We start from the raw sequence: 18,660 nt of genomic DNA, 5'->3' as shown, positions 1-18,660 counted from the left end.
TCCGGCCGCTATCGAATTCATATCCCCCCTGCATTTCACAACGCCAGGGGTGCGGGGTTAGCGTCAGCCCATCGCAACCACCCACCAAACCTGAGGGGATTTCAAAATGCAGACCACCACCGTTTCCCGCCGCCTGGGCCTGGGCCTGATCGTCGCCACCGCCGTCGCCGGTGCCACCCTGGCCGCCGCCCCGGCCAAGGCCGCCGACATGGAGAAGTGCTACGGCGTCGTGAAGGCCGGCCACAACGACTGCAAGACCGACAGCAACTCCTGCGCCGGCCATGCCACCAAGGATCGCGACCCCGGCGCCTTCATCGCCGTGCCGGCCGGCACCTGCGCCAAGATCTCGGGCGGCAGCACCGAACCCGCCAAGAAGTAAGCCTTAATACCAGAAGCCAGGGAGGGAGCCGTCATGGGCATCACCGGTATCGGCCTGAAGGCCCGCCATACGGCCGAGCTGTTGGCCCGCCGCCCCTCCCTGCGCTTTCTTGAAGTGCACGCCGAGAACTACATGGGGGCCGGCGGCCCGGCGCACCGCTGGCTGGCCGCGTTGCGCGAGACGTATCCGGTGTCCATCCACGGCGTCGGCCTGTCCCTGGGCGGGGCGGAGCCGCTGGACACCGATCACCTGGCCGATTTGGCGGCCCTGGTGGATCGCTATCAGCCGGAATTGGTGTCGGAGCATCTGGCCTGGTGCCGCATCGACAGCACCTATCTCAACGACCTGCTGCCCATTCCCTATACCGACGCCAGCCTGTCCCTGGTGGCCGATCACATCGACCAGACGCAAACGGCCCTGCGCCGCCGCATCCTGGTCGAGAACCCGTCCAGCTACATGGCCTTCCCGGAAAGCGATTGGGACGAGGCCGCCTTCCTGGCGGAACTGGCCCGCCGTACCGGCTGCGGCATCCTGCTGGATGTGAACAACATCCACGTCAGCGCCCACAATGTCGGGCTGGACGCGGGGGCCTACCTGGCCGCCCTGCCCACCGGCGCCGTGGGCGAAATCCACGTGGCGGGGCATGAACCCGTCGAGCATGAGGGCCGCGCCGTGCTGCTGGACACCCACGGCGCCCCCGTCGCGGCCGCCGTCTGGGACCTGTACCGCCAGGCGCTGAACCGCTTCGGTCCCGTCCCCACCCTGGTGGAGCGGGACGCCAACATCCCGCCCCTGGCCGAATTGCTGGCCGAGGCCGCCATCGCGGACGGCATCGCCGCAGGCCTGTCGGACGCCGTTTTAGACAAGGAAGCGGCCCATGCCCACGCTGCTTGAGCGCCAGCGCGACATGCGCGACTGGGTGCTGGCCGCCGCCGGCACCCCACCCCTGCCCAACGCCGGCCTGCACCGCGACAACACCCTGGGCGGCCTGGCGGCGGTCCTGGCCGCCGGCTTCCCCGTCAGCCACCGCCTGGTGGGCGAAGCCTGTTTCATCGGCCTGGCCCAGGCCTATATCCGCCATGAACCGCCTTACGAGGCGCCGTTGCTTCGATACGGCACGGGCTTCCCCGCGTGGCTGACCGGGCAGGAGGTGGCGCGGCAGCTGCCCTACCTGGCCGATGTCGCCCGGCTGGAGGCCGCCTGGACCCATGCCTACCACGCGGCGGAGGCGGCCCCCCTGGACGCGAGCACCCTGGCCACCCTGGCCACCCTGGGCGACGCGGTGGAGGACGCCGTCTGGCGCCTGCACCCCAGTCATCGCTTCGTCACCAGCCCCTGGCCGGTGGACCGCATCTGGCGGGCCAACCAGCCGGACGCCGCCGACGCGGCGGTGGACCTGGACACCGACGGCGACACCCACCTGCTGGTGGTGCGACCGGCGGCCGAGGTGCTGCTGATCCGCCTCGGGCCCGGCGCCTTCGCCCTGCTGATGGCCCTGGGCGCCGGTTTGCCTCTGGGCAGCGCCTGGGACAACGCACTGGCCCTGGACGCGGGCTTCAATCTGGAACACGAATTAACCGGCCTGCTGGCGGCGCAGGTCTTCACCGGAGTGGAACTGCCATGACCCTGCCCCCGACGCCCACCACCGCGCCCGGCAAGCCCGCGCCCATCGTCCTGGCGCTGGCCCTCATCCACCGGCTGGAGCGGTTTCCCCGGGGGCTGGACGCCCTGCTGTGGCGCCTGGCGGCCGCCACCGTCTTCTGGCGGTCCGGTCAGACCAAGGTGACGGGCTTCCACATCAACGACACCACGTTCGACCTGTTCCGGGATGAGTACAAGGTGCCCCTGGTCCCGCCGGAGGTGGCGGCCGTGCTGGCCAGCATCACGGAAAACCTGTGCGCCGTGTTGCTGGTCGTCGGCCTGGCGTCGCGCCTGTCGGCCGGCGCCCTGTTCGGCATGACGATGGTGATCGAGATCTTCGTCTATCCCGAAAGCTGGCCCGACCATCTGCTGTGGTCGGCGGTGCTGGTGCCCATCATCCTGCGCGGCCCCGGCGCCCTGTCGCTGGACCATCTGATCCGCCGCCGGTTCGAGTAGCCAGCACCCCTGCCCATGGGCGACACTGTACGTTCCCAATGTCGGGATTGTGATACGGCCGCCCCTCCCATGGAAATGAACCAGGTGCGCTACTTCGTGGCGCTGTGCGAGACCCTGAACTTCACCAAGGCGGCGGAGGCCTGCGGCGTGGCCCAGCCCTCGCTGACCAAGGCCATCCAGAAGCTGGAGGAGGAACTGGGCGGGCCGCTGTTCGTGCGCGAACGCACCCTGACCCATCTGTCCGACCTGGGCCGCCTGATGCGCCCGCACCTGGAGGCGGTGTTCCATGCCAGCGAGTCCGCCAAGCTGGAGGCGCGCAGCTTCGGCAAGCTGGAACGCGGCCGGGTGCGCCTGGGCGTCATGTGCACCATCGGCCCCACCCGCCTGGTGGGCTTCCTGAAGCGTTTCCGCGCCGCCCTGCCCTCGGTGGAGGTCGCCTTGCGCGACGCGCCGGGGCGCGAGGTGCTGGCCCTTCTGATGGAGGGGGAGCTGGACTGCGCCTTGCTGGGCCTGCCCGACCTGCCGGAACGGGTGGAGGTGCAGCCCCTGTACCGGGAGCGTTACACCGTCGCCTTCGCCCCCGGCCACCGCTTCGAGGCCATGGACGTGGTGCCCCTGGCCGAACTGGACCAGGAGGACTACCTGAACCGGGTGAACTGCGAATATCCCCAGCATTTCAACAGCCTGGGCATCCCCGACCCCGCCGACGTCCGCGTCTGTTACGAGAGCGAGCGGGAGGATTGGATCCAGGCCATGATCCTGGCCGGCCTGGGCTGCGCCGTGATGCCGGAATTCCTGCCCATGCTGCCCGGCATCGCCACCCGCCCCCTGATCGAACCGGAACTGTCGCGCACCGTCAGCCTGGCCAGCGTAGCAGGCCGCCGCCACTCGCCCGCCCTGCGTGAGTTCATGGCCCTGGCCCGCCGGTACGACTGGGGTGGCACGGCCCAGACGGCCGCCGCTTAAGCCCTTCCCGCATCGGCCCGTTTTGCATATTGTATCCAATGTTGGTCCCAATAAGAGGGCCATGGGGACAGGCGGAAGGGTCTCGCGTGATGAAGCAGTTGATAAAACCGGCCGTGGACACATCCGCCGGCGGCCCGCGCCGCCGTGACATCATGCTGGCCGCCGGGGGCGTGGCGGCCGGGGCCGTACTGGCGGGCCCCGCCGCGGCGATGGCCGGCACGGCCAAACCAGCCGCGCACGCCTTCGCCCTGACCTTCGACGGTTCCGGCCTGACCAGCCTGCGCGCCGCCGGCGACACCTTCGACACCGACTATCTGGAGCCTGGGCAGGCGCTGGGCCACGCCGTCCTGGCCTGGCGCCGCGACGCCGCCGCGCCCTGGCGCACCATCGACACGGCCAACCTGCCGCCCACCCGCCTGGCCCAGCCGGACGGCCAGGCCCGCGTGGCCGACTATGACATCGCGGATGAGGCCGGGCCGGCCCTGGGCCTGACCCTGCGGCTGGGCGTGACGGACGGCGATCTCGCCTGGCAGGTCACGCTGACCAACCGCGCCGGCACGGCGCTGGAGATCGGCGACCTCGCCCTGCCCCTACCCTTCCATACCGAGTTCAAGGCCAAGCAGCCGGCCACGGCCACCGTGCTGAAGCACAGCTTCGTCTCCGGCCATGGCTCCTTCCTGTTCTGGATGCGGTCCAACAGCGTCGGCCCCTATCTGGTGATGACGCCGGAGCGGGGAACCCATTTCGAATATTGGCAACCGCGCCAAGGCGCCCGGCAGGACAGCGACAGCCCCGTCCGGCCTTACCGCGCCTATCAAGTGTTCATCCACGCCGCCGCCACGGGCGAAGCCATGAGGGCGGAGGGCGGCCGCTGGCGCCAGCCGCTGACCAGCCTGACCCTCAAACCGGGCGAAACCCACCGCTTCGGCGCCCGCTTCACCTGGGCCCCGGACTATGCCGGCGTGCGCGACGCCCTGGTCGCCCAGGGCGGCATCGATGTGGAGGTGGCGCAGGGCATGACCCTGCCCACCGACCTGCCCGGCCGCATCGCGCTGCGCACCCTGGACACCATCGACGCCGTCGAGGCGGAATATCCCGACCACACCACCATCCTGGATCTGGGCACCCTCAGCGGCCGCCGCGTCTATGAGCTGCGCTTCCGCCGCCTGGGCGAGAACCTGATCACCATCCGCCACGGACAAGGCCGCGCCACCCATCTGGAGTTCTTCGCCACCGAGCCGGTGGAAACCCTGGTCAAGAAGCGCGCGGCCTTCATCGCCGCCCACCAGCACCGCGATCCGGCCAAGTGGTACGACGGCCTGTTGGCGGAATGGAATATGGAAACCCAGACCCTGCTGGGCCCCGACAATTACGACCGCATCAAGGGCTGGCGCATCTATGAGGTGACCTGCGATGACCCGGGCCTGAGCAAACCGGCCTATCTCGCCAGCAAAAACGCCGAGCACCCGGTGCAGGCGGAGGTGGCGGCGCTTGATTACTATGTCGAGCACTTCGTCTGGGGCGGCCTGCAGCGCACGACGGAGGAAGAAGACAGCTACGCCCTCTATGGCATTCCCGACTGGAAGAAGAACCGGGACAGCGCCGATCCCGGCCCCAAGGGGCGCCAGCATTACTGGCGGCCCTACGACTACCCGCACATCATCACGATGTATCTGGGCCTCTATCGCGTCGCCACCCGCTATCCGGCCATCACCACCCGGCTGGATGCCGCCACCTACCTGGAGCGGGCCTACGGCACCACCCGCGCCCTGTTCACCATCCCCATGAAGATCGAGCAGTGGAGCGCCTATGAGACCGGCTTCTATAACGAGGTGGTTATTCCCGAGTTGATCGACGCCCTGGACGCGGCCGGGGAGACCGCCAAGGCGGCGGAGCTGCGCGGCCACTGGGTGCGCAAGGTCGATTTCTTCGTGAACGGCAAGCCCGACCTGTTCGGGTCGGAATATCCCTTCGATTCCACCGGCTTTGAATCGACGGAAGCCCTGGCCCGCTATGCCCTGGACCACGCCGGCCAGCCGGGCTTTCCCATCGGCCGCGCCGACGCCCGGCGCTTCGCCGACGCGCAGATCGCCGCCAACCTGTTCTGCCGCGGCACCATCGAGCCCGCCTATTATTATCTGGGCAGCGACTACCGCGCCGCCGGCGGCGACGCCTTCACCCTGACCTACATGGCGCAGATGGGCGGCTGGGCCCTGCTGGACCATGCCCTGAACGATGCCGAGGACGGGCGGCCCCATCTGCGCCTGGCCTGGACCTCATTCCTAAGCGCCTGGGCCCTGGTGAACAGCGGCATGGCGGAAAGCGGCTATGGCTATTGGTATCCCGGCCAGGCCAACGACGGCGCCTCCGGCGGCGGGTTCGAGCCCGCGTCCCACGGCACCACCTGGCTGGGCCAGCCCCACCACCGGGGCAGCTGGTATTATTCCAGCGAAAGCGACCTGGGCTTCTGCGGCGCCCTGCGCATGGCCGCCACCCTGGTCAGCGACGACCCCGTGTTCGGCCGCTTCTGCTTCGGCGGCACGCTGGCGGAAAAGGACGGTTGGCTGAGGATCACCCCGCGCGACGGCGTCCGCCGCCGCCTGCACGCCCGCCTGACCCGCCAGCACCTGGACCTGGAGGTACAGGGCGCCCGCCTCGCTCCCACCGAAAGCATCGCCTGGCACCCGGGGAACGCCCACCTGCGCCTGACCCTGGACGGCGAGGCGCAGCGCCAACCCCCCGCCCTGCGCCTGCGCGGCCTGCCCAAGGGGCGCTACCGGGTGACGGGGGGCGGTGCGGTCGAGGTGGTTGCCGAGGCGGCCTGGGTGACGGTGGCGCTGCCGGCTGGAACGCGGGAGGTGGCGGTGGGGCGGGTGTAACGACGCCTACCCTCTCGGCTAAGCCGTTGCTTTCGACTATGGCCCGTTGGCATATGCCCCTTTCCCGTGCAGGCGATCACCTTAATTCATCCCCCGGGCCGTATGGCGGCCCGGCTTGAACGCAGGGGAAGGGACGGTGCCCGACAGTTTCATCAGCGGCGGCGGCCCGGCCGGCCTGTCCATGGCCGACTGGATGGATGCCGAGATTCCCGAGGGCCGCCTGCTGATCGGCCCCACGCACGGCATCCCGGCCGGCATGCGGCGCTATGCCCTGGGCGGCGGCGCCAGCGGCCCCATCTGGCGGGATGCCCGTGTCATCCGGTATTTGCAGGGCCTGGACGCGATCGGCCGCCTGCGCCTGCGCCATGTGGTGCAGGGCGTGGACTTCCGCGTCAGCGACACCCAACTCATCGACCAGGCGATGCGCGACCTGGCCATGGGCAGCCTCAGCGCCTTCCTCATCCCCCGCGCCGTCGCCCCGCTCTCGCCCCCGCCCGTGGACCCGCCCCGGCACGACCAGGGGGACGAGGATCCGCCGGGCCAGCCGGCGCAGTGGTCGGTGACCGACCGCGTGGTCGCCACGCTGCGCCGCTGCGTGCCCCTGCTGCCGCGCGACATGCAGCAGGCGGCCAAAAGCGTGTTCACGCGTGAGACGCTGTACTGGCTGGCCGGCTTCCTGGTGGTGTGGGCCGGCGGGCACCTGGCCGGCTATGGCGAGGCCATCGACCTCATTCTGCTGGGCGTGGGCTACGCCATGGTGGGCTGGTCGGTGTTCCAGGGCCTGAACGACCTGGGCCACGGCATCGCCCTGGCCACCACCGCCAAGACCCAGCACGACCTGGACGAGGCCGCCCGCCGCACCGCCGCCGGCCTCACCATCCTGACCATCAACGCCATCATTGCCCTGATCGCCAAGGTGAAGCCGGCCTCCGGCGGGCGCAAGTCTATGGTTGCTGAGGAGCCGCAGCCGACGGTTTCGTCCTTTGACTCGCTCAGTGCGCAGCCCAAGTCTGCGGCGCCCGAGCCCAAGCCGCCGCCAGAGCCGGAAGTCGGACCTCCGCCCAAGGCCCCGATTCCTGATCCGGGTCGCCGTGCATATCTGAATGAGAAATTTGGCCGAACGGGCGACCTTAATCAGGACATCAATATTCGTGGCCGGCAGGAAACCGCCACTAATTTCTTCAAGGCACAAGGAGTGCCGGAGCAAAACATTTCCTCATATATGACTGGTATTGACTTCACCAAGCCAGTAGATGTGCAAACGCTGAATTCTGGCAAAACGCTCTATCAGTATCAAACCCCCGGAGCTCCACAGGGAAATTGGTATTCCCCGAATCCGTCTGTTCAACCGACGGAATTAGGCATTAGCCCGCTAGGCTTCAACCGAGCGACACAAACCATCGAGCCGAAGGTCCTAAACACCTACACCACGACTCAGCCAGTGTCGGTCCTGCGGAGCACCTCGGCCGCCGTGGATGACTTCTGGTCGGTCAAAGGGCAATCATTCCCGACAGAGGGCGGAGCAACCCAGCTTTTCTCGACACAGAAATCGGCGTTCAACTCGACGCCGCAGTAATCAGGAAATGAAGACCATGACGGCCATAGAAACTGTAGAGTATGCGCTGAATCTCGCGCGCCAAAGACTGAGCGAGATGCCGGCGTTCGAGATATTTGCGTCGGCGGTCGCTCAGCTAGAGTATCTGTTGTCGGTGCTGCAGGGGAACCCCGACCGGACCCGCCTTAAGAACATCATCGTTGGTCATTACGGCGCTCGGGAATTCGCCGAGAGCGATCCCGAATTCGCCCAGGCATTAATGTCCGCGCAAAACATAGCAACCAAGATCAGCAAGGGACTGAAAGTTTAACGCTTGGGCGGAGAGGGCCTCGTTTGGGTGACCTGCGCCACCTCCGCCACCGGACCGGGTACGTCTTTTATCGTCGCAGCCTGCTGTACCGTGAAGGCCCCCAGGTCGAAACGAATTGAGCGGGGGCAGGATAGCCCACTTATCGGCCCCCTTCCCGAATGGGCCGTTGGATGCCATAGAGGACGGAGCCCGCCTCAACCACCGTTCCGACCTTCCCTCATGACCCGCTTCGACAAATTCTGCAGAATCGCCCTATGGGTGCTCGGCTTCCTGCTGATCGTGGGCGGGTGCATGGCCATCTTCCCCGCCCTGTTCCTGACGGTGGTGGCGGCCAACGATAGCGCGCAGGGTGGGAGCACCCCCGGCATGGTGTGGCTGCTGATGCCGCTGGTGGTCGCCGGCGTGCCCGTGCTGATCCTGCTGTCGGCGCGCAAGTTCCCGGCCCACGTCAAGCTGCACGCCCTGGCCATGCTGCTGGCCTGGGCGGGTGCCCTGTATCTGCTCGACCGGTTCTGGCTGCACCGCTGAAGCGGCAGCTCCCACGATTGGCCTTGCCTTCACCGGGCGTGCAAAAATAAATTGTTCCGCAATTAAAGGCCCATGGATCGGTGACGCAGGAAGTGCGGCGGCGGATCGGTGGGGGGATGGGGGATAACGTGGGGTCCACGCCAACGGCGCCGGGCGCGCATGACGGCCTAATTGATTTTTCCCAATATTCAGACGCCCAGCTACGCGATTTGCAGCAAATCGTCACCCCCAGCGCGTCTCCCCAAAATCATGCCAACCTCATGGCGGAAATCACGCGACGCGCGGCGATTGGCGAACACGCATTGGCCATCGATGCTGTCAACCAGCGCGCTTCGTGTTGGTCTGTGCGCTTAAGCCGCCATAACGGCCTGCTGGGCTGGCTAGAGTCTGTCCGCGACCGCCAACCCCTGTATGGCGCAGGATTGGTGGAAATTGATGACGCGGGCATCACCTTCCATGGCTGGCGGCGCACCTGGCTTGGCGTGCCCTTGAGGGCGACCCATGCCATTCCGCGCGCTTCCGTCCGCAACGTCGGCGTCGATGATACGCTTGTACAATTCGACCAGCGCGGCCTTTCAGGTTGGCTGGCGGCTATCGGCTTGGGTAAGGGGCGGCTTTCCTTTCGGGCCGACTCGGTGACGGACGCCCAGGCCATCACCCGTGCTCTGCCCACCACCCGTACGGATGGTTTCGACGATAACTGGGCAGCAGTCCGTCAGTTCGACCGGTCAATGGCGGCTGCCGGAGGGGCCTGGATCACGATCGCGTTGGTTCTGGTCAATATCGTTATATTTTCGGTAATGGCCTGGGCAGGCCAACGCTTCACCGCTTTCGACATTCAGTCCTTGCTCAGTTGGGGCGGCAACTTCGGCGTTCTCACCATCAACGGACAATGGTGGCGTCTATTGACCGCCATGTTCCTGCACCTGGACCCTGCCCACCTGCTCGTCAACATGTGGGCACTATGGAGCGTCGGGCGGCTTACGGAACGCTTGTACGGCCGCTGGGTGTTCCTGGCCCTTTATTTGGCTATAGGTCTACTGAGCGGCTTGACCAGCGTGGTCTGGGATCCAGCACGGGTGAGCGCCGGTGCCTCGGGCGCCATTTTCGGACTGTTCGGTTTGTTGCTGGCTTACCTTTCACTGCGTCGTACCCAGGTGCCCCGGGCCGTTTTCCGCGCTCATTGGCTAAGCACGGCTGTGTTCGTCGTCTTCAGCCTAACCAACGGCATGCTGCAGACCGGCATCGACAATGCCGCTCACGTAGGCGGCCTGGTCGCCGGATTGGTGCTGGGTCGCATCCTGGCCCAGCCACTCGTGGATAAAGGCAGCCAGCGTCCGCGCCCACTGGCGGTGGGTCTTGCCACAGCCGTACTCACCATCGCCTCAATCGCCGGCATCCTCCGGGCCCGCAACGAAGGGGTGCAACTGAGCCCCTGGGAGCAATACTGGCAGTCGCGTCAGGATCTGGCACGGGACAGCGGCGCGGCGGAGCGCCGTTGGGCCCAGCTGGGAGCACAGGTTAGCGGCGGGTCGATGAGCGTGGCTGACGCAGCCGCGGCCTTTGAAACGGAAATGATTCCCACTTGGCAAAAAATGTACGATCGGCTGCGCCGAGAGAAACCTCTCCTGCCCGCAAGCCAAGCTCGCGCGGGGGCCGAGGCCTTGACCTATGCCGAAAATCGCCTCAACTGGGCCAAGGAACTGGTCGCCTTACTGAAGAGGAATGACAATTCCGAAGCTGACAAATTGTTAACGTTCAGTAAGAAAAACGATCGTGTCGTTGCATATATGCAGTGGCAAAACCTACGCGCGGCCTCAACCCACCGCCCCACTGCGCTTTCCAACAGCACCTTTGTAACCTATGCCCGCGCACTGCTGCGGCACGGTGGCACCGATTGCGTTCATGGGCCTGCCGTTTTCGGCCGAAGCCCTACCACTAGCGACGCACAGGGCGACGGCCCGGCCTTGCGAGAAGCCGCCGGATGCGGCGCGCAACAAGCCCTCCGCAAGGGCGACTATGCGGCCCTGGAGGCCGCGTTAGCCGAAGGACTGCGAACCATCGGCGAGATGCCTGATGGTGGATCGCGCTTGCAGGGAATCGTTGGCGGCCTGAACGACCTATTCGATTATGAAGGCCTAAGCGTCGATGATCAATTCGCCCGCATTGCCAGTTGGCGCCGCGCCTACCCACAGTCCGTCTATCCTGACTTGATGGAAGTTCAGGTTCTTTACACCTGGGCCTGGTGGGCACGGGGACACGGCGGAGCCAATACCGTCAGCGGCCAAGCGCAGGCCATTTACAGCTTCCGCCTCGCCATGGCGGCGGCGGCGCTGAATGAAATCGGGGGGCGGGCAAATAGCACGCCGCTTTGGTACCTCATGTCCATGGCAATCGGTATTAGCGAGGGCTCGGAGTTGAAGGAATTGCGGGCGACCTTCGATGAGGGGCACGCCAAGTTCCCGCGTTATTATGCCCTACATAGACAAATGCTGCGCGCCCTTATGCCCCGCTGGTACGGGTCGGCTGACGATCTCATAGAGTTCTTTTCCGATATACGGAACCGGGCACCGGAAGCCGAGCGCGAGGAAATATTCGCACGCCTCGCCTGGGACTATTCGGCGATGGAAGGCGACGATTACGACATCACCGTGGAAAACAATTTTGGCTGGCCTGCGCTGATGACCGGATATCAAGGCCTTATGAAGCGTTATCCCGCGAGCGATTTCTGGATTAACGTCTACGCCAACATGGCCTGTCGCGTCGGTAGTGATTTGGAATACATAAAGCTGCGGCCTGACCTCAACACACGGATGTCATCGATTGTGTGGTCGGACAAGATTTCGGTCGCCACCTGCGACAAGAAATTCGAGCGGCCCATCAAGCGCTACCGGCAGGATCATCCCGACTGGCATGGCCCGGCCCTATGAGCCGCGCCCCGCGGCATCAATCCCGCCCGCCCTCGTAATCCCCCCGCTTCACCAGCATCTGGCACAGTTGCTTGCCAAACGTGCTCATGAATTCGTTGATCAGCGCCTCGTCGCGCCGATAGAAGGTCCATTGCCCCACGCGGTGGGAGGTCAGCAGGCCGGCGCGTTGCAGCATGGCCAGGTAGGTCGAGACGGTGGACTGCGACAGATCCGTCTTTTCCAGGATGCGGGTGACGCACACGCCCTTTTCGACGGGGTAGCCATCGGGCTGGGGGCCGAAGTGGGTGGCCGGGTCCTTCAGCCACATCAGGATGTCGCGCCGGACCGGGTTGGCCAGGGCCTTCAGGATCGCTTCCACATCCATCGCGTCGACATCCACACCCGTGAAACCGGGGAAGGCTGGCCACCCTCCCCGGCCTGACAATCAAACCACCAGCCGGTCCAGCGCGGCGCGGTCGAAGGGGATCACCTCACCCACGCGGCCATCGCGGACCTTGATGGCCCAATCGGGATCGCTGAGCAAGGCCCGGCCTACGCCCAGCAGGTCGAAATCACCCCGCGCCAGGGCCTGGGCCGCCTGGTCCACGTCGGTGGGCTTCACCTCGAAGGCGTCGCGGTTGGCGAACATGCCGACCTTGAAGGCGCCATCCAGCCCCACGCTGCCCACGGCGATGACGGGCTTGCCCGTCAGGCGCTTGGTCCAGGCGGCCAGCGTGTCGGGCGAACCCCCGTCCGCATCCGGGAAGGCGGGTTCCCAATACCGCCGGGTGCTGACGTGGAAGACGTCCACGCCGGCCCCGGCCAGGGGGGTCAGGATGCGGCCCAGTTCTTCCGGCGTCTGGGCGATCCGGGCGTTGTAGTCGACGCCCTTCCACTGTGAGAAGCGGAAGACGATGGGGAAGTCCGGGCTGACGGCGGCGCGCACCGCCCGCACGATCTCCACCGCGAAGCGCGTGCGGTTCTCCAGGCTGCCGCCATAGGCGTCGGTGCGCCGGTTGGTCTGTTCCCAGAAAAAGTCATCGATGATGTAGCCGTGGGCGCCGTGCAGCTCCGCCCCGTCGAAGCCCAGGCGTTCCGCATCCGCGGCGGCCTGGGCGAAGGCGGCGATGACGGCGTCGATGTCGGCCTGGGTCATGGCCCGCACCACCTCGACCCCGTCGGCCACGATGGCGGAGGGGCCGTAGCCCGGGACGCCGGGGTCCGGTTCCACCCCCGGGCGGCGGGCGATGCCCACGTGCCACAGCTGCGGGATGATGCGCCCGCCCTCGGCATGCACGGCGTCCACCACCCGCTTCCAGCCGGCCAACGCTGCCTCGCCATGGAAGGCCGGGACCTGGGGATAGCCGTTGGCGGCCGGGTGGTTGATGGTTGTGCCCTCGGTGATCAGCAGGCCGACGCCGCCCCGCACCCGGCGGCGGTAATAGGCCACGACATCATCGGTGGGCACGCCGCCCGGCGACTTGTTGCGGGTCATGGGCGCCATCACCAGACGGTTGGCCAGGGTGTGCCGGCCAAAGGCGAAGGGCTGGAACAAGGGCGCCACCGCCGCGTTGACTGGATGGGCGCCGGTACCCGGCTGGGCGGCAGGGGTGGTGACCGGAGTCGCACCGGAATTGGCGGCCGGGGCGGGGGTGGCGGTGTCCATCGGAGGGCCTTGGCTGGTTGATGCAGAGAGGGCGTTTCGGTATATCGCGTTTTCTCGATATATCAAGTCCCTGGTTTGGCGACATTTTCGCGCGGATGAAATGTTGCGCCGCAAACCAACCAATCATTAACGAATGATCGCCTATGGTATGTATTGGGAAATGCGCTACGCTTTGATGACAGGCTTTGAAGAGGCCAGCAAAACAGCAGACGCAGATTGGGTTTATGCGCGCCAGACGGCGCCGTGACAGCAGGAGGACAGCAGGATGGCGGCACCCGTGTCAGCCCGTGCAAGCCTATTGGAAACCGGGCGTAATGATGCGCTGCAGCGGAGCCTGATCCCCTGTTTCGATGCCTTCTATGGCGCGGCGCTGACCCTGATCGACGACTGGGGCGCCCCAACCCGGCCCCGGGTGCTGGACCTGGGCGCCAATGGCGGCCTGTTCGCCTCGCTGGTGCGCGCCCGCCTGCCCCACGCCCATCTGCACCTGGTGGAAGAGACGCCCCAGGCGATGGAGCAGAGCCGCCGCCGTTTCGCCGGCGACGCCCGCGTCAGCTTCGCCCTGGCGGAGCTGGAGGAGGCGGACCTGACCGGCCCCTGGGACCTGGTCGTCTCCTCCCTCGCCATTCACCACCTGGACCATAACGCCAAGCGCGACCTGTACGGCCGCATCAACCAGGCGCTGGCCCCCGGCGGCCTGTTCATCAGCGCCGAGCAGGTGCTGGGCCCCACCGCCGAGGTGGAAAGCCAGTACGACCGGCTGTGGCAGTCCGAGGCCAGCGACCTGGGCGCGCCGGCGGTGGAGCTGTCGCGCGCCCGCGACCGCCTGCGCCAGGACCATTGCGCCACCCTGGGCGAACAGCTGATGTGGATGGCGGAGGCCGGCTTGGCTGACGTGGACTGCGCCTTCAAATCCTGGCGCTTCGCCGTCATGAGCGCGCGCCACCACTGACCTTTATCGTCCGGCATGGCGGCTTTGGGTGGCAATCGGCGGCCCCGTCCGTAAAGTGGGACGGGTATCCGCCCTTAAGCCGTAGGCCTGCCCCCCATGATCCAGTCCCTGGTCCGCCGCATCCATTATCGTGTGGAGCACTTCCTGGCTCTGGATAACTGGGGCGAGATCCTGCTGCTGGCCCTGTCGCTGGCGGGGTTGGCCGTGGCCAACTCCAGCCTGGCGTCAGCCTATTTCCACGCGCTGCACGCACCGCTGGGCATTGGCCCCGCCACCCTGTCGGTGGAGCAATGGGTCAACGACCTGCTGATGGCGCTGTTCTTCCTGCTGGTGGGCCTGGAGATCAAGCGGGAGATGGTGGGCGGCGACCTGTCCAGCCCGTCGCAGATCGCCCTGCCCGGCATCGCCGCCCTGGGCGGCGTGCTGTTCCCGGTGTTGATCTACGTCGCGCTGAACCGAGGGCACGCCGATGCGCTGGCCGGCTGGGCCACGCCGGCCGCCACCGACATCGCCTTCGCCCTGGCGGCGTTGTCGGCCTTCGGACGCGGCCTGCCCCGCTCCGCCTTCCTGTTCCTGTCGTCGCTGGCCATCTTCGATGATTTGGCGGCCATCCTGATCATCGCCCTGTTTTACAGCGGCGGCCTGTCCTGGCCTGACCTGGGCCTGGCCACCCTGGCCCTGGCGGCGCTGGTCGGCATGAACCGCCTGCGCGTGCGCCGGCTGACGCCGTACCTGGTGGTGGGCCTGGCGCTGTGGGTGGCGGTGCTGCGCTCCGGCATCCACGCCACCATGGCCGGCGTGCTGCTGGCCCTGACAATCCCCCTGGGCAGCGAGGAGGAGGAGGCCGCCGGCCGGTCGCCGCTGCACCGGCTGGAGTCGGCGTTGCACCCTCTCGTCTATTTCGGCGTGCTGCCTCTGTTCGGTTTCGCCAACGCCGGCGTCAGCTTCCAGGGCCTGGACTGGTCCAGCCTGCTGGATTCCGTGCCGCTGGGCATCGCGCTGGGCCTGTTCCTGGGCAAGCAGCTGGGCGTCTTCGCCTTCACGCTGGGCGCCGTGCGTCTGGGCCTGGCCCAGCTGCCGGCGCAGGTGGATTGGGGCACCCTCTACGGCATCGCCATGCTGTGCGGCATCGGCTTCACCATGAGCCTGTTCATCGCCGGCCTGGCCTTCCCCGACACGGGACTGACGGGGGAGGCCAAGCTGGGCGTGTTCAGCGGGTCGCTGATCTCCGCCCTAGGGGGTGGGCTGTGGTTGGCCGTGGCGCGGCGGAAGGCTTACACCAGCGGCACGAGATAGTGACTCATGCCGCTTAGGCCGCGACCGCGGGCGCCGGAGCGAGACACCGCCCAGCTGACATGAAGGGGGCACAGCGAGGAAGCCAAGCCAGCGGATGCTGGCGCCCGGCGACTGAGGGGCGTTTGAGCGGCACGATCAAACGCCACGTGTATTAGAGTCTGGCGCCGGCCAGCGCCCCCTGGGCCAGCAGCGTATGCAGCATGGCCTGCAAATCCAGCTCCGGTTCCACCAGCAGGCCGGCCTCGGCCGCCTGTGTCAGCATGTCGCCATTCAGCAGCGACTGGATGGCGGCGGCGGCCCCGGGCGGCAGCGAGACGCAGACGATGCCGTCGGCCGGGCGCAGCACCAGCACCTCGCCATCCAGCGCGTCCGGTGCCGGCGGTACCCAGGTCTCATCCTCCTGCGCCTGGCGCCACAGGGGCAGCACGTCATGCCCCAGCCACAGCACCCGGGCGGCGGGATGGGGGACGAAGCGCAGTTGGGCATAGTCGCCGGGCGGAAAAGCCGCCAGTCGCTCCACCGTCAGGACGGGGGCATCGGCGGCGAAATAGGCCTCCATCACCGCCCATTCCAGGCGCGCCATGTCAGCGGCACCGGTGTCGAGCGGCGCCAGCGCCGCGGGGAAGTCGCCACCGTAGGCCGCCAGTTGCGGCCGCGTGGGCGGGTGGGCGCGCACGAAATCCAGAGCCGCCGAGCGGAAGGCCGGCACGCCCATCAGCCGCAAGGTGACGGGGAAGGCGGCGGCCAGCGCTTCCGCCAAGGATTGCTGAACGTTGGCGCGATAGATCTTCAGCCGCGCCTCGGCCACCGCGCCAAGGGCGAGGTCTACGCCGACCCCGCCTTCACCGCCGCCGGCGGCCAGCAACGCCCGCCGCATCTGTTGCTGAAAGGCCTCAAGCATGCGGGGCCGCCCCATCCAGCAAGGACTGGGCGTGGGCCGCCTCCCCCAGCAGCACCTCCAGCGGCGGTACGTCCATGTCCCATTCCACCAGCACCGGCAGCGGCCCGGTGCGGGCGAGCACGCCGGCCAGCAAATCCCAGACGGTGTCCGATACCCGGCTGCCATGGTCGTCGATCAGCACCACGCCGCCGGTTCCCGCGTCCGGGCCCACCCAGGGGTCGAAGGCCTCGCGCCGGTGGCCGGCCACATGGATCTCGCCTACCGCCTCCAGCGGGAAATCCGCCAGGTAGCCGGCGGCGTCAAAGCCCAGGTTATGGGCGCAGACCACCACGTTGTTCACGTCCAGCAACAGGCCGCAGCCGGTGCGGGCCACCAGGTCCGCCAGGAACCGCGGCTCGGGAATGGCCTCCACCCCCGGCGGCAGGGTCAGCGGCATGTAGAGGGAGGGGTTTTCCACCAGCAGGCGGCGGCCCAGCGCGTCCTGGGCATGGGCGATATTGACCGCCACCACGTCCCGCGTCTCCGCCGTCAGCGGCAGGGGCAGCAAATCGTTGAGGTAGGCGCCGCCGGCCCCGGTCCAGGCCAGGTGATCGGAGATCTGGTCGGGCCGCAGCCGGTCATACAACTGGCGCAGGTTGGCCAGGTGGTTGGCATCCAGCCCGGTGGCGCTGCCCAGGGACAACCCCACCCCGTGGCAGGACAGGGCGTAGTCGCGGCGGATGGCTTCCAGTGCCGCCAGGCGCGGCCCGCCCGCCACCAGGTAGGTCTCGCTGTGCACCTCCACCCAGGCCACGTCCGGCCGCCCGTCGCCCAGGAAGGCCGGGACGTGGGGATGGCGCAGGCCGATACCGGCGCGGCGCGGCAGGGCGACGGCGGGGGTGGCGCCCGGGGCCGGCGCGGCGGTGTCCATGGGCGCCCTTCTGTCCACGGGGGCCGGCCGGTCAGTCTTGCGCCGGCTTTTGCGCGGCCGCCTTGGGCGGCTTGCCCACGCCCTTGAACGGCTTCAGCTTGCCGCCCAGGGTCTTGCACTCGCCCTTGGCCACGTCGAGGTATTCCTGGCCGTCGTAGTCCACCTTGGACATGGCGCCGCAATCGTGGATGCCGGCGGCCGATGAGCACGAATTCTCACCCGCCTTGGCGATGCCGTAGCACTTTTCCCGGCCCGGGGGCGTGGGGGCGTCGTGCGCCGCGGCGCTGAGCGCCGTCAGGGCGCCGGCCAGGGCCAGGGCCGCGGTCAGGGCGGTGGTTCGGTCGGTCATCAGGCCATCCTTCGGCAAAGACGGGCGCCATCGCGCGCCCCCAGGGGCCGCCCCACCGGGCAGGCCCGCAGACCCTACGCCCTTTGACGCCGCGACAAAACCCCCGGCTTGCGTGTGAAATCGACGCGGCGAGGGCATGATTGGTGCGACGAATGGAACAATGAATTCCAGGTGACCTTGATTGTGGGCAAGGGCGGCGCGACTTAGATTAGGCCCGTACCGCCGGCTCACCACCCGTCCCATGGGTGGCGGCCGGCGCCCCCCTCCCTCCGGCCGTTCGGCCAGCTTTCTCCCCAAGGCTTTCTCAAGGAACATTCCCATGAAGTGCATTCCCGCCCTGATGTTGGCCGCCGCCTTGCTGGCCGCCCCCGCCACGGCCCTGGCCCAGGCGACCACCGACCTCAGCAAGGTCGAGGGTGGCCACTTCACCCTGGACAAGAGCCACGCCAAGGTGGTGTTCGCCATCACCCACTTCGGCTTCTCCACCTATTACGGCGCCTTCCCGGACCTGGAGGGCACGCTGGACTTCGACCCCAAGGCGCCGGCCAAGAGCAAGCTGGATGTGACCATCAACGTGAAGGGCCTGGCCACCGCCAACCCTAAGCTGGATGAACACCTGAACAGCCCGGACTTCTTCGACACCGCCAAGTTCCCGACCGCCACCTTCAAGACCACCAAGATCGAGGTGACCGGCGCCACCACCGGCAAGATCACCGGCGACCTGACCCTGCACGGCGTGACCAAGCCGGTGACCCTGAACGCCAGCTTCCACGGTGGCGGCAGCAACCCGATGACCAAGGCCTACGTTGTCGGCTTCGACGCCAAGGCCGAGGTGAAGCGGTCCGAATTCGGCATCGACAAGTACGTGCCCTACGTCAGCGACGAGGTTGAGCTGCTGATCAGCGGCGAGTTCGACCGCGCCCAGTAATAGCGTTAGTATCATCGCGTTATCGGACTGAAGGG

The 18,660-nt window shown here is 67.3% G+C and carries 18 protein-coding genes; 13 read left to right on the top strand and 5 right to left on the bottom strand.

What is annotated here, in order from left to right; genetic code table 11:
* Nucleotides 1-106: 106 nt before the first annotated feature.
* The 10 genes from FBZ89_RS02100 (at nt 107) to FBZ89_RS02055 (ending at nt 11,644) form a co-directional block, all read left to right on the top strand.
* Nucleotides 107-379, top strand: a complete 273-nt coding sequence (locus tag FBZ89_RS02100; protein WP_088874274.1) for a BufA1 family periplasmic bufferin-type metallophore — start codon at nt 107-109, stop codon at nt 377-379.
* Nucleotides 380-412: 33 nt separating this feature from the next.
* Nucleotides 413-1,273 (top strand): MNIO family bufferin maturase, encoded by an 861-nt coding sequence (gene bufB / locus FBZ89_RS02095; protein ID WP_145748366.1) that lies wholly within the window; start codon nt 413-415, stop codon nt 1,271-1,273.
* Nucleotides 1,257-2,003, top strand: a complete 747-nt coding sequence (locus tag FBZ89_RS02090; RefSeq protein WP_145748365.1) for an HvfC/BufC N-terminal domain-containing protein — start codon at nt 1,257-1,259, stop codon at nt 2,001-2,003. The genes bufB (FBZ89_RS02095) and FBZ89_RS02090 overlap by 17 nt, the downstream gene beginning before the upstream one ends.
* Nucleotides 2,000-2,476, top strand: a complete 477-nt coding sequence (locus FBZ89_RS02085) for a DoxX family protein (RefSeq protein ID WP_145748364.1) — start codon at nt 2,000-2,002, stop codon at nt 2,474-2,476. Before FBZ89_RS02090 ends, FBZ89_RS02085 begins: the two co-directional genes overlap by 4 nt.
* 69 nt (nt 2,477-2,545) lie before the next feature.
* A complete protein-coding gene (locus tag FBZ89_RS02080; RefSeq protein WP_186457143.1) occupies nt 2,546-3,442 on the top strand; it encodes a LysR family transcriptional regulator in 897 nt (298 codons plus the stop codon).
* Nucleotides 3,443-3,531: 89 nt separating this feature from the next.
* A complete protein-coding gene (locus FBZ89_RS02075; protein WP_186457142.1) occupies nt 3,532-6,321 on the top strand; it encodes a DUF5695 domain-containing protein in 2,790 nt (929 codons plus the stop codon).
* Nucleotides 6,322-6,502: 181 nt separating this feature from the next.
* Nucleotides 6,503-7,897: a polymorphic toxin type 46 domain-containing protein gene (locus FBZ89_RS31835; RefSeq protein WP_186457141.1), complete on the top strand. Its 1,395-nt coding sequence runs from the start codon at nt 6,503-6,505 to the stop codon at nt 7,895-7,897.
* A 16-nt stretch (nt 7,898-7,913) separates the two neighbouring features.
* Nucleotides 7,914-8,186, top strand: a complete 273-nt coding sequence (locus FBZ89_RS02065; RefSeq protein ID WP_145748362.1) for an immunity protein Tsi6 family protein — start codon at nt 7,914-7,916, stop codon at nt 8,184-8,186.
* Between the two features lie 219 nt (nt 8,187-8,405).
* Nucleotides 8,406-8,714: a hypothetical protein gene (locus FBZ89_RS02060; RefSeq protein ID WP_145748361.1), complete on the top strand. Its 309-nt coding sequence runs from the start codon at nt 8,406-8,408 to the stop codon at nt 8,712-8,714.
* A gap of 80 nt (nt 8,715-8,794) precedes the next feature.
* Complete coding sequence (locus FBZ89_RS02055) at nt 8,795-11,644, top strand: rhomboid family intramembrane serine protease (RefSeq protein ID WP_145748360.1); 2,850 nt, start codon at nt 8,795-8,797, stop codon at nt 11,642-11,644.
* A 16-nt stretch (nt 11,645-11,660) separates the two neighbouring features.
* On the opposite strand, the gene FBZ89_RS02050 is transcribed toward FBZ89_RS02055, so the two are convergent.
* Both FBZ89_RS02050 and FBZ89_RS02045 read right to left on the bottom strand, forming a co-directional pair.
* Nucleotides 11,661-12,008: an ArsR/SmtB family transcription factor gene (locus tag FBZ89_RS02050; protein WP_145748359.1), complete on the bottom strand. Its 348-nt coding sequence runs from the start codon at nt 12,006-12,008 to the stop codon at nt 11,661-11,663.
* Nucleotides 12,009-12,068: 60 nt separating this feature from the next.
* The gene (locus tag FBZ89_RS02045) at nt 12,069-13,289 is read right to left on the bottom strand and encodes an NADH:flavin oxidoreductase (protein ID WP_145748357.1); all 1,221 of its coding nucleotides are present in this window, start codon (nt 13,287-13,289) and stop codon (nt 12,069-12,071) included.
* 277 nt (nt 13,290-13,566) lie between these two features.
* Here FBZ89_RS02045 and FBZ89_RS02040 point away from each other — a divergent pair, with 277 nt between their 5' ends.
* Both FBZ89_RS02040 and nhaA read left to right on the top strand, forming a co-directional pair.
* Nucleotides 13,567-14,241: a class I SAM-dependent methyltransferase gene (locus tag FBZ89_RS02040; protein ID WP_211115068.1), complete on the top strand. Its 675-nt coding sequence runs from the start codon at nt 13,567-13,569 to the stop codon at nt 14,239-14,241.
* A 96-nt stretch (nt 14,242-14,337) separates the two neighbouring features.
* Nucleotides 14,338-15,537: a Na+/H+ antiporter NhaA gene (nhaA, locus tag FBZ89_RS02035; protein ID WP_145748355.1), complete on the top strand. Its 1,200-nt coding sequence runs from the start codon at nt 14,338-14,340 to the stop codon at nt 15,535-15,537.
* Between the two features lie 151 nt (nt 15,538-15,688).
* Here the strand turns inward: nhaA and FBZ89_RS02030 are convergent, their stop codons facing one another.
* From FBZ89_RS02030 to FBZ89_RS02020, 3 genes are read right to left on the bottom strand one after another with little or no spacing between them, the layout of a single operon-like run.
* Nucleotides 15,689-16,438, bottom strand: coding sequence for an HvfC/BufC N-terminal domain-containing protein (locus FBZ89_RS02030; protein ID WP_186457140.1), 750 nt, complete (start codon nt 16,436-16,438; stop codon nt 15,689-15,691).
* Entirely contained in the window at nt 16,431-17,348 is a 918-nt protein-coding gene (gene bufB / locus FBZ89_RS02025) for an MNIO family bufferin maturase (RefSeq protein ID WP_145748352.1), read from the bottom strand. The genes FBZ89_RS02030 and bufB (FBZ89_RS02025) overlap by 8 nt, the downstream gene beginning before the upstream one ends.
* 31 nt (nt 17,349-17,379) lie before the next feature.
* The gene (locus FBZ89_RS02020) at nt 17,380-17,697 is read right to left on the bottom strand and encodes a BufA1 family periplasmic bufferin-type metallophore (RefSeq protein ID WP_145748351.1); all 318 of its coding nucleotides are present in this window, start codon (nt 17,695-17,697) and stop codon (nt 17,380-17,382) included.
* 319 nt (nt 17,698-18,016) lie between these two features.
* Between FBZ89_RS02020 and FBZ89_RS02015 the strand changes: the two genes are divergently transcribed.
* A complete protein-coding gene (locus FBZ89_RS02015) occupies nt 18,017-18,625 on the top strand; it encodes a YceI family protein (protein WP_145748350.1) in 609 nt (202 codons plus the stop codon).
* The last annotated feature ends 35 nt before the right edge of the window (nt 18,626-18,660 follow it).

The organism is Nitrospirillum amazonense, assembly GCF_007828045.1.
GTDB classification, from domain to species: Bacteria; Pseudomonadota; Alphaproteobacteria; order Azospirillales; family Azospirillaceae; genus Nitrospirillum; species Nitrospirillum amazonense_C.
The sequence above is the reverse complement of the archived record's forward strand: the minus strand, read 5'-3'. Positions and strand labels throughout refer to the sequence as shown.

What these genes read in the sequence shown, in the direction of transcription:
- FBZ89_RS02090 (WP_145748365.1), top strand. Translation starts at nt 1,257, where the DNA reads ATGCCCACGCTGCTTGAGCGCCAGCGCGACATGCGCGACTGGGTGCTG.
- bufB (WP_145748366.1), top strand. Translation starts at nt 413, where the DNA reads ATGGGCATCACCGGTATCGGCCTGAAGGCCCGCCATACGGCCGAGCTG.
- FBZ89_RS02020 (WP_145748351.1), bottom strand. Translation starts at nt 17,697, where the DNA reads ATGACCGACCGAACCACCGCCCTGACCGCGGCCCTGGCCCTGGCCGGC.
- FBZ89_RS02015 (WP_145748350.1), top strand. Translation starts at nt 18,017, where the DNA reads ATGAAGTGCATTCCCGCCCTGATGTTGGCCGCCGCCTTGCTGGCCGCC.
- FBZ89_RS02100 (WP_088874274.1), top strand. Translation starts at nt 107, where the DNA reads ATGCAGACCACCACCGTTTCCCGCCGCCTGGGCCTGGGCCTGATCGTC.
- nhaA (WP_145748355.1), top strand. Translation starts at nt 14,338, where the DNA reads ATGATCCAGTCCCTGGTCCGCCGCATCCATTATCGTGTGGAGCACTTC.
- FBZ89_RS02085 (WP_145748364.1), top strand. Translation starts at nt 2,000, where the DNA reads ATGACCCTGCCCCCGACGCCCACCACCGCGCCCGGCAAGCCCGCGCCC.
- FBZ89_RS02075 (WP_186457142.1), top strand. Translation starts at nt 3,532, where the DNA reads ATGAAGCAGTTGATAAAACCGGCCGTGGACACATCCGCCGGCGGCCCG.
- FBZ89_RS02065 (WP_145748362.1), top strand. Translation starts at nt 7,914, where the DNA reads ATGACGGCCATAGAAACTGTAGAGTATGCGCTGAATCTCGCGCGCCAA.
- FBZ89_RS02030 (WP_186457140.1), bottom strand. Translation starts at nt 16,438, where the DNA reads ATGCTTGAGGCCTTTCAGCAACAGATGCGGCGGGCGTTGCTGGCCGCC.
- FBZ89_RS02080 (WP_186457143.1), top strand. Translation starts at nt 2,546, where the DNA reads ATGGAAATGAACCAGGTGCGCTACTTCGTGGCGCTGTGCGAGACCCTG.
- FBZ89_RS02045 (WP_145748357.1), bottom strand. Translation starts at nt 13,289, where the DNA reads ATGGACACCGCCACCCCCGCCCCGGCCGCCAATTCCGGTGCGACTCCG.
- FBZ89_RS02050 (WP_145748359.1), bottom strand. Translation starts at nt 12,008, where the DNA reads ATGGATGTGGAAGCGATCCTGAAGGCCCTGGCCAACCCGGTCCGGCGC.
- FBZ89_RS31835 (WP_186457141.1), top strand. Translation starts at nt 6,503, where the DNA reads ATGGCCGACTGGATGGATGCCGAGATTCCCGAGGGCCGCCTGCTGATC.
- FBZ89_RS02060 (WP_145748361.1), top strand. Translation starts at nt 8,406, where the DNA reads ATGACCCGCTTCGACAAATTCTGCAGAATCGCCCTATGGGTGCTCGGC.
- bufB (WP_145748352.1), bottom strand. Translation starts at nt 17,348, where the DNA reads ATGGACACCGCCGCGCCGGCCCCGGGCGCCACCCCCGCCGTCGCCCTG.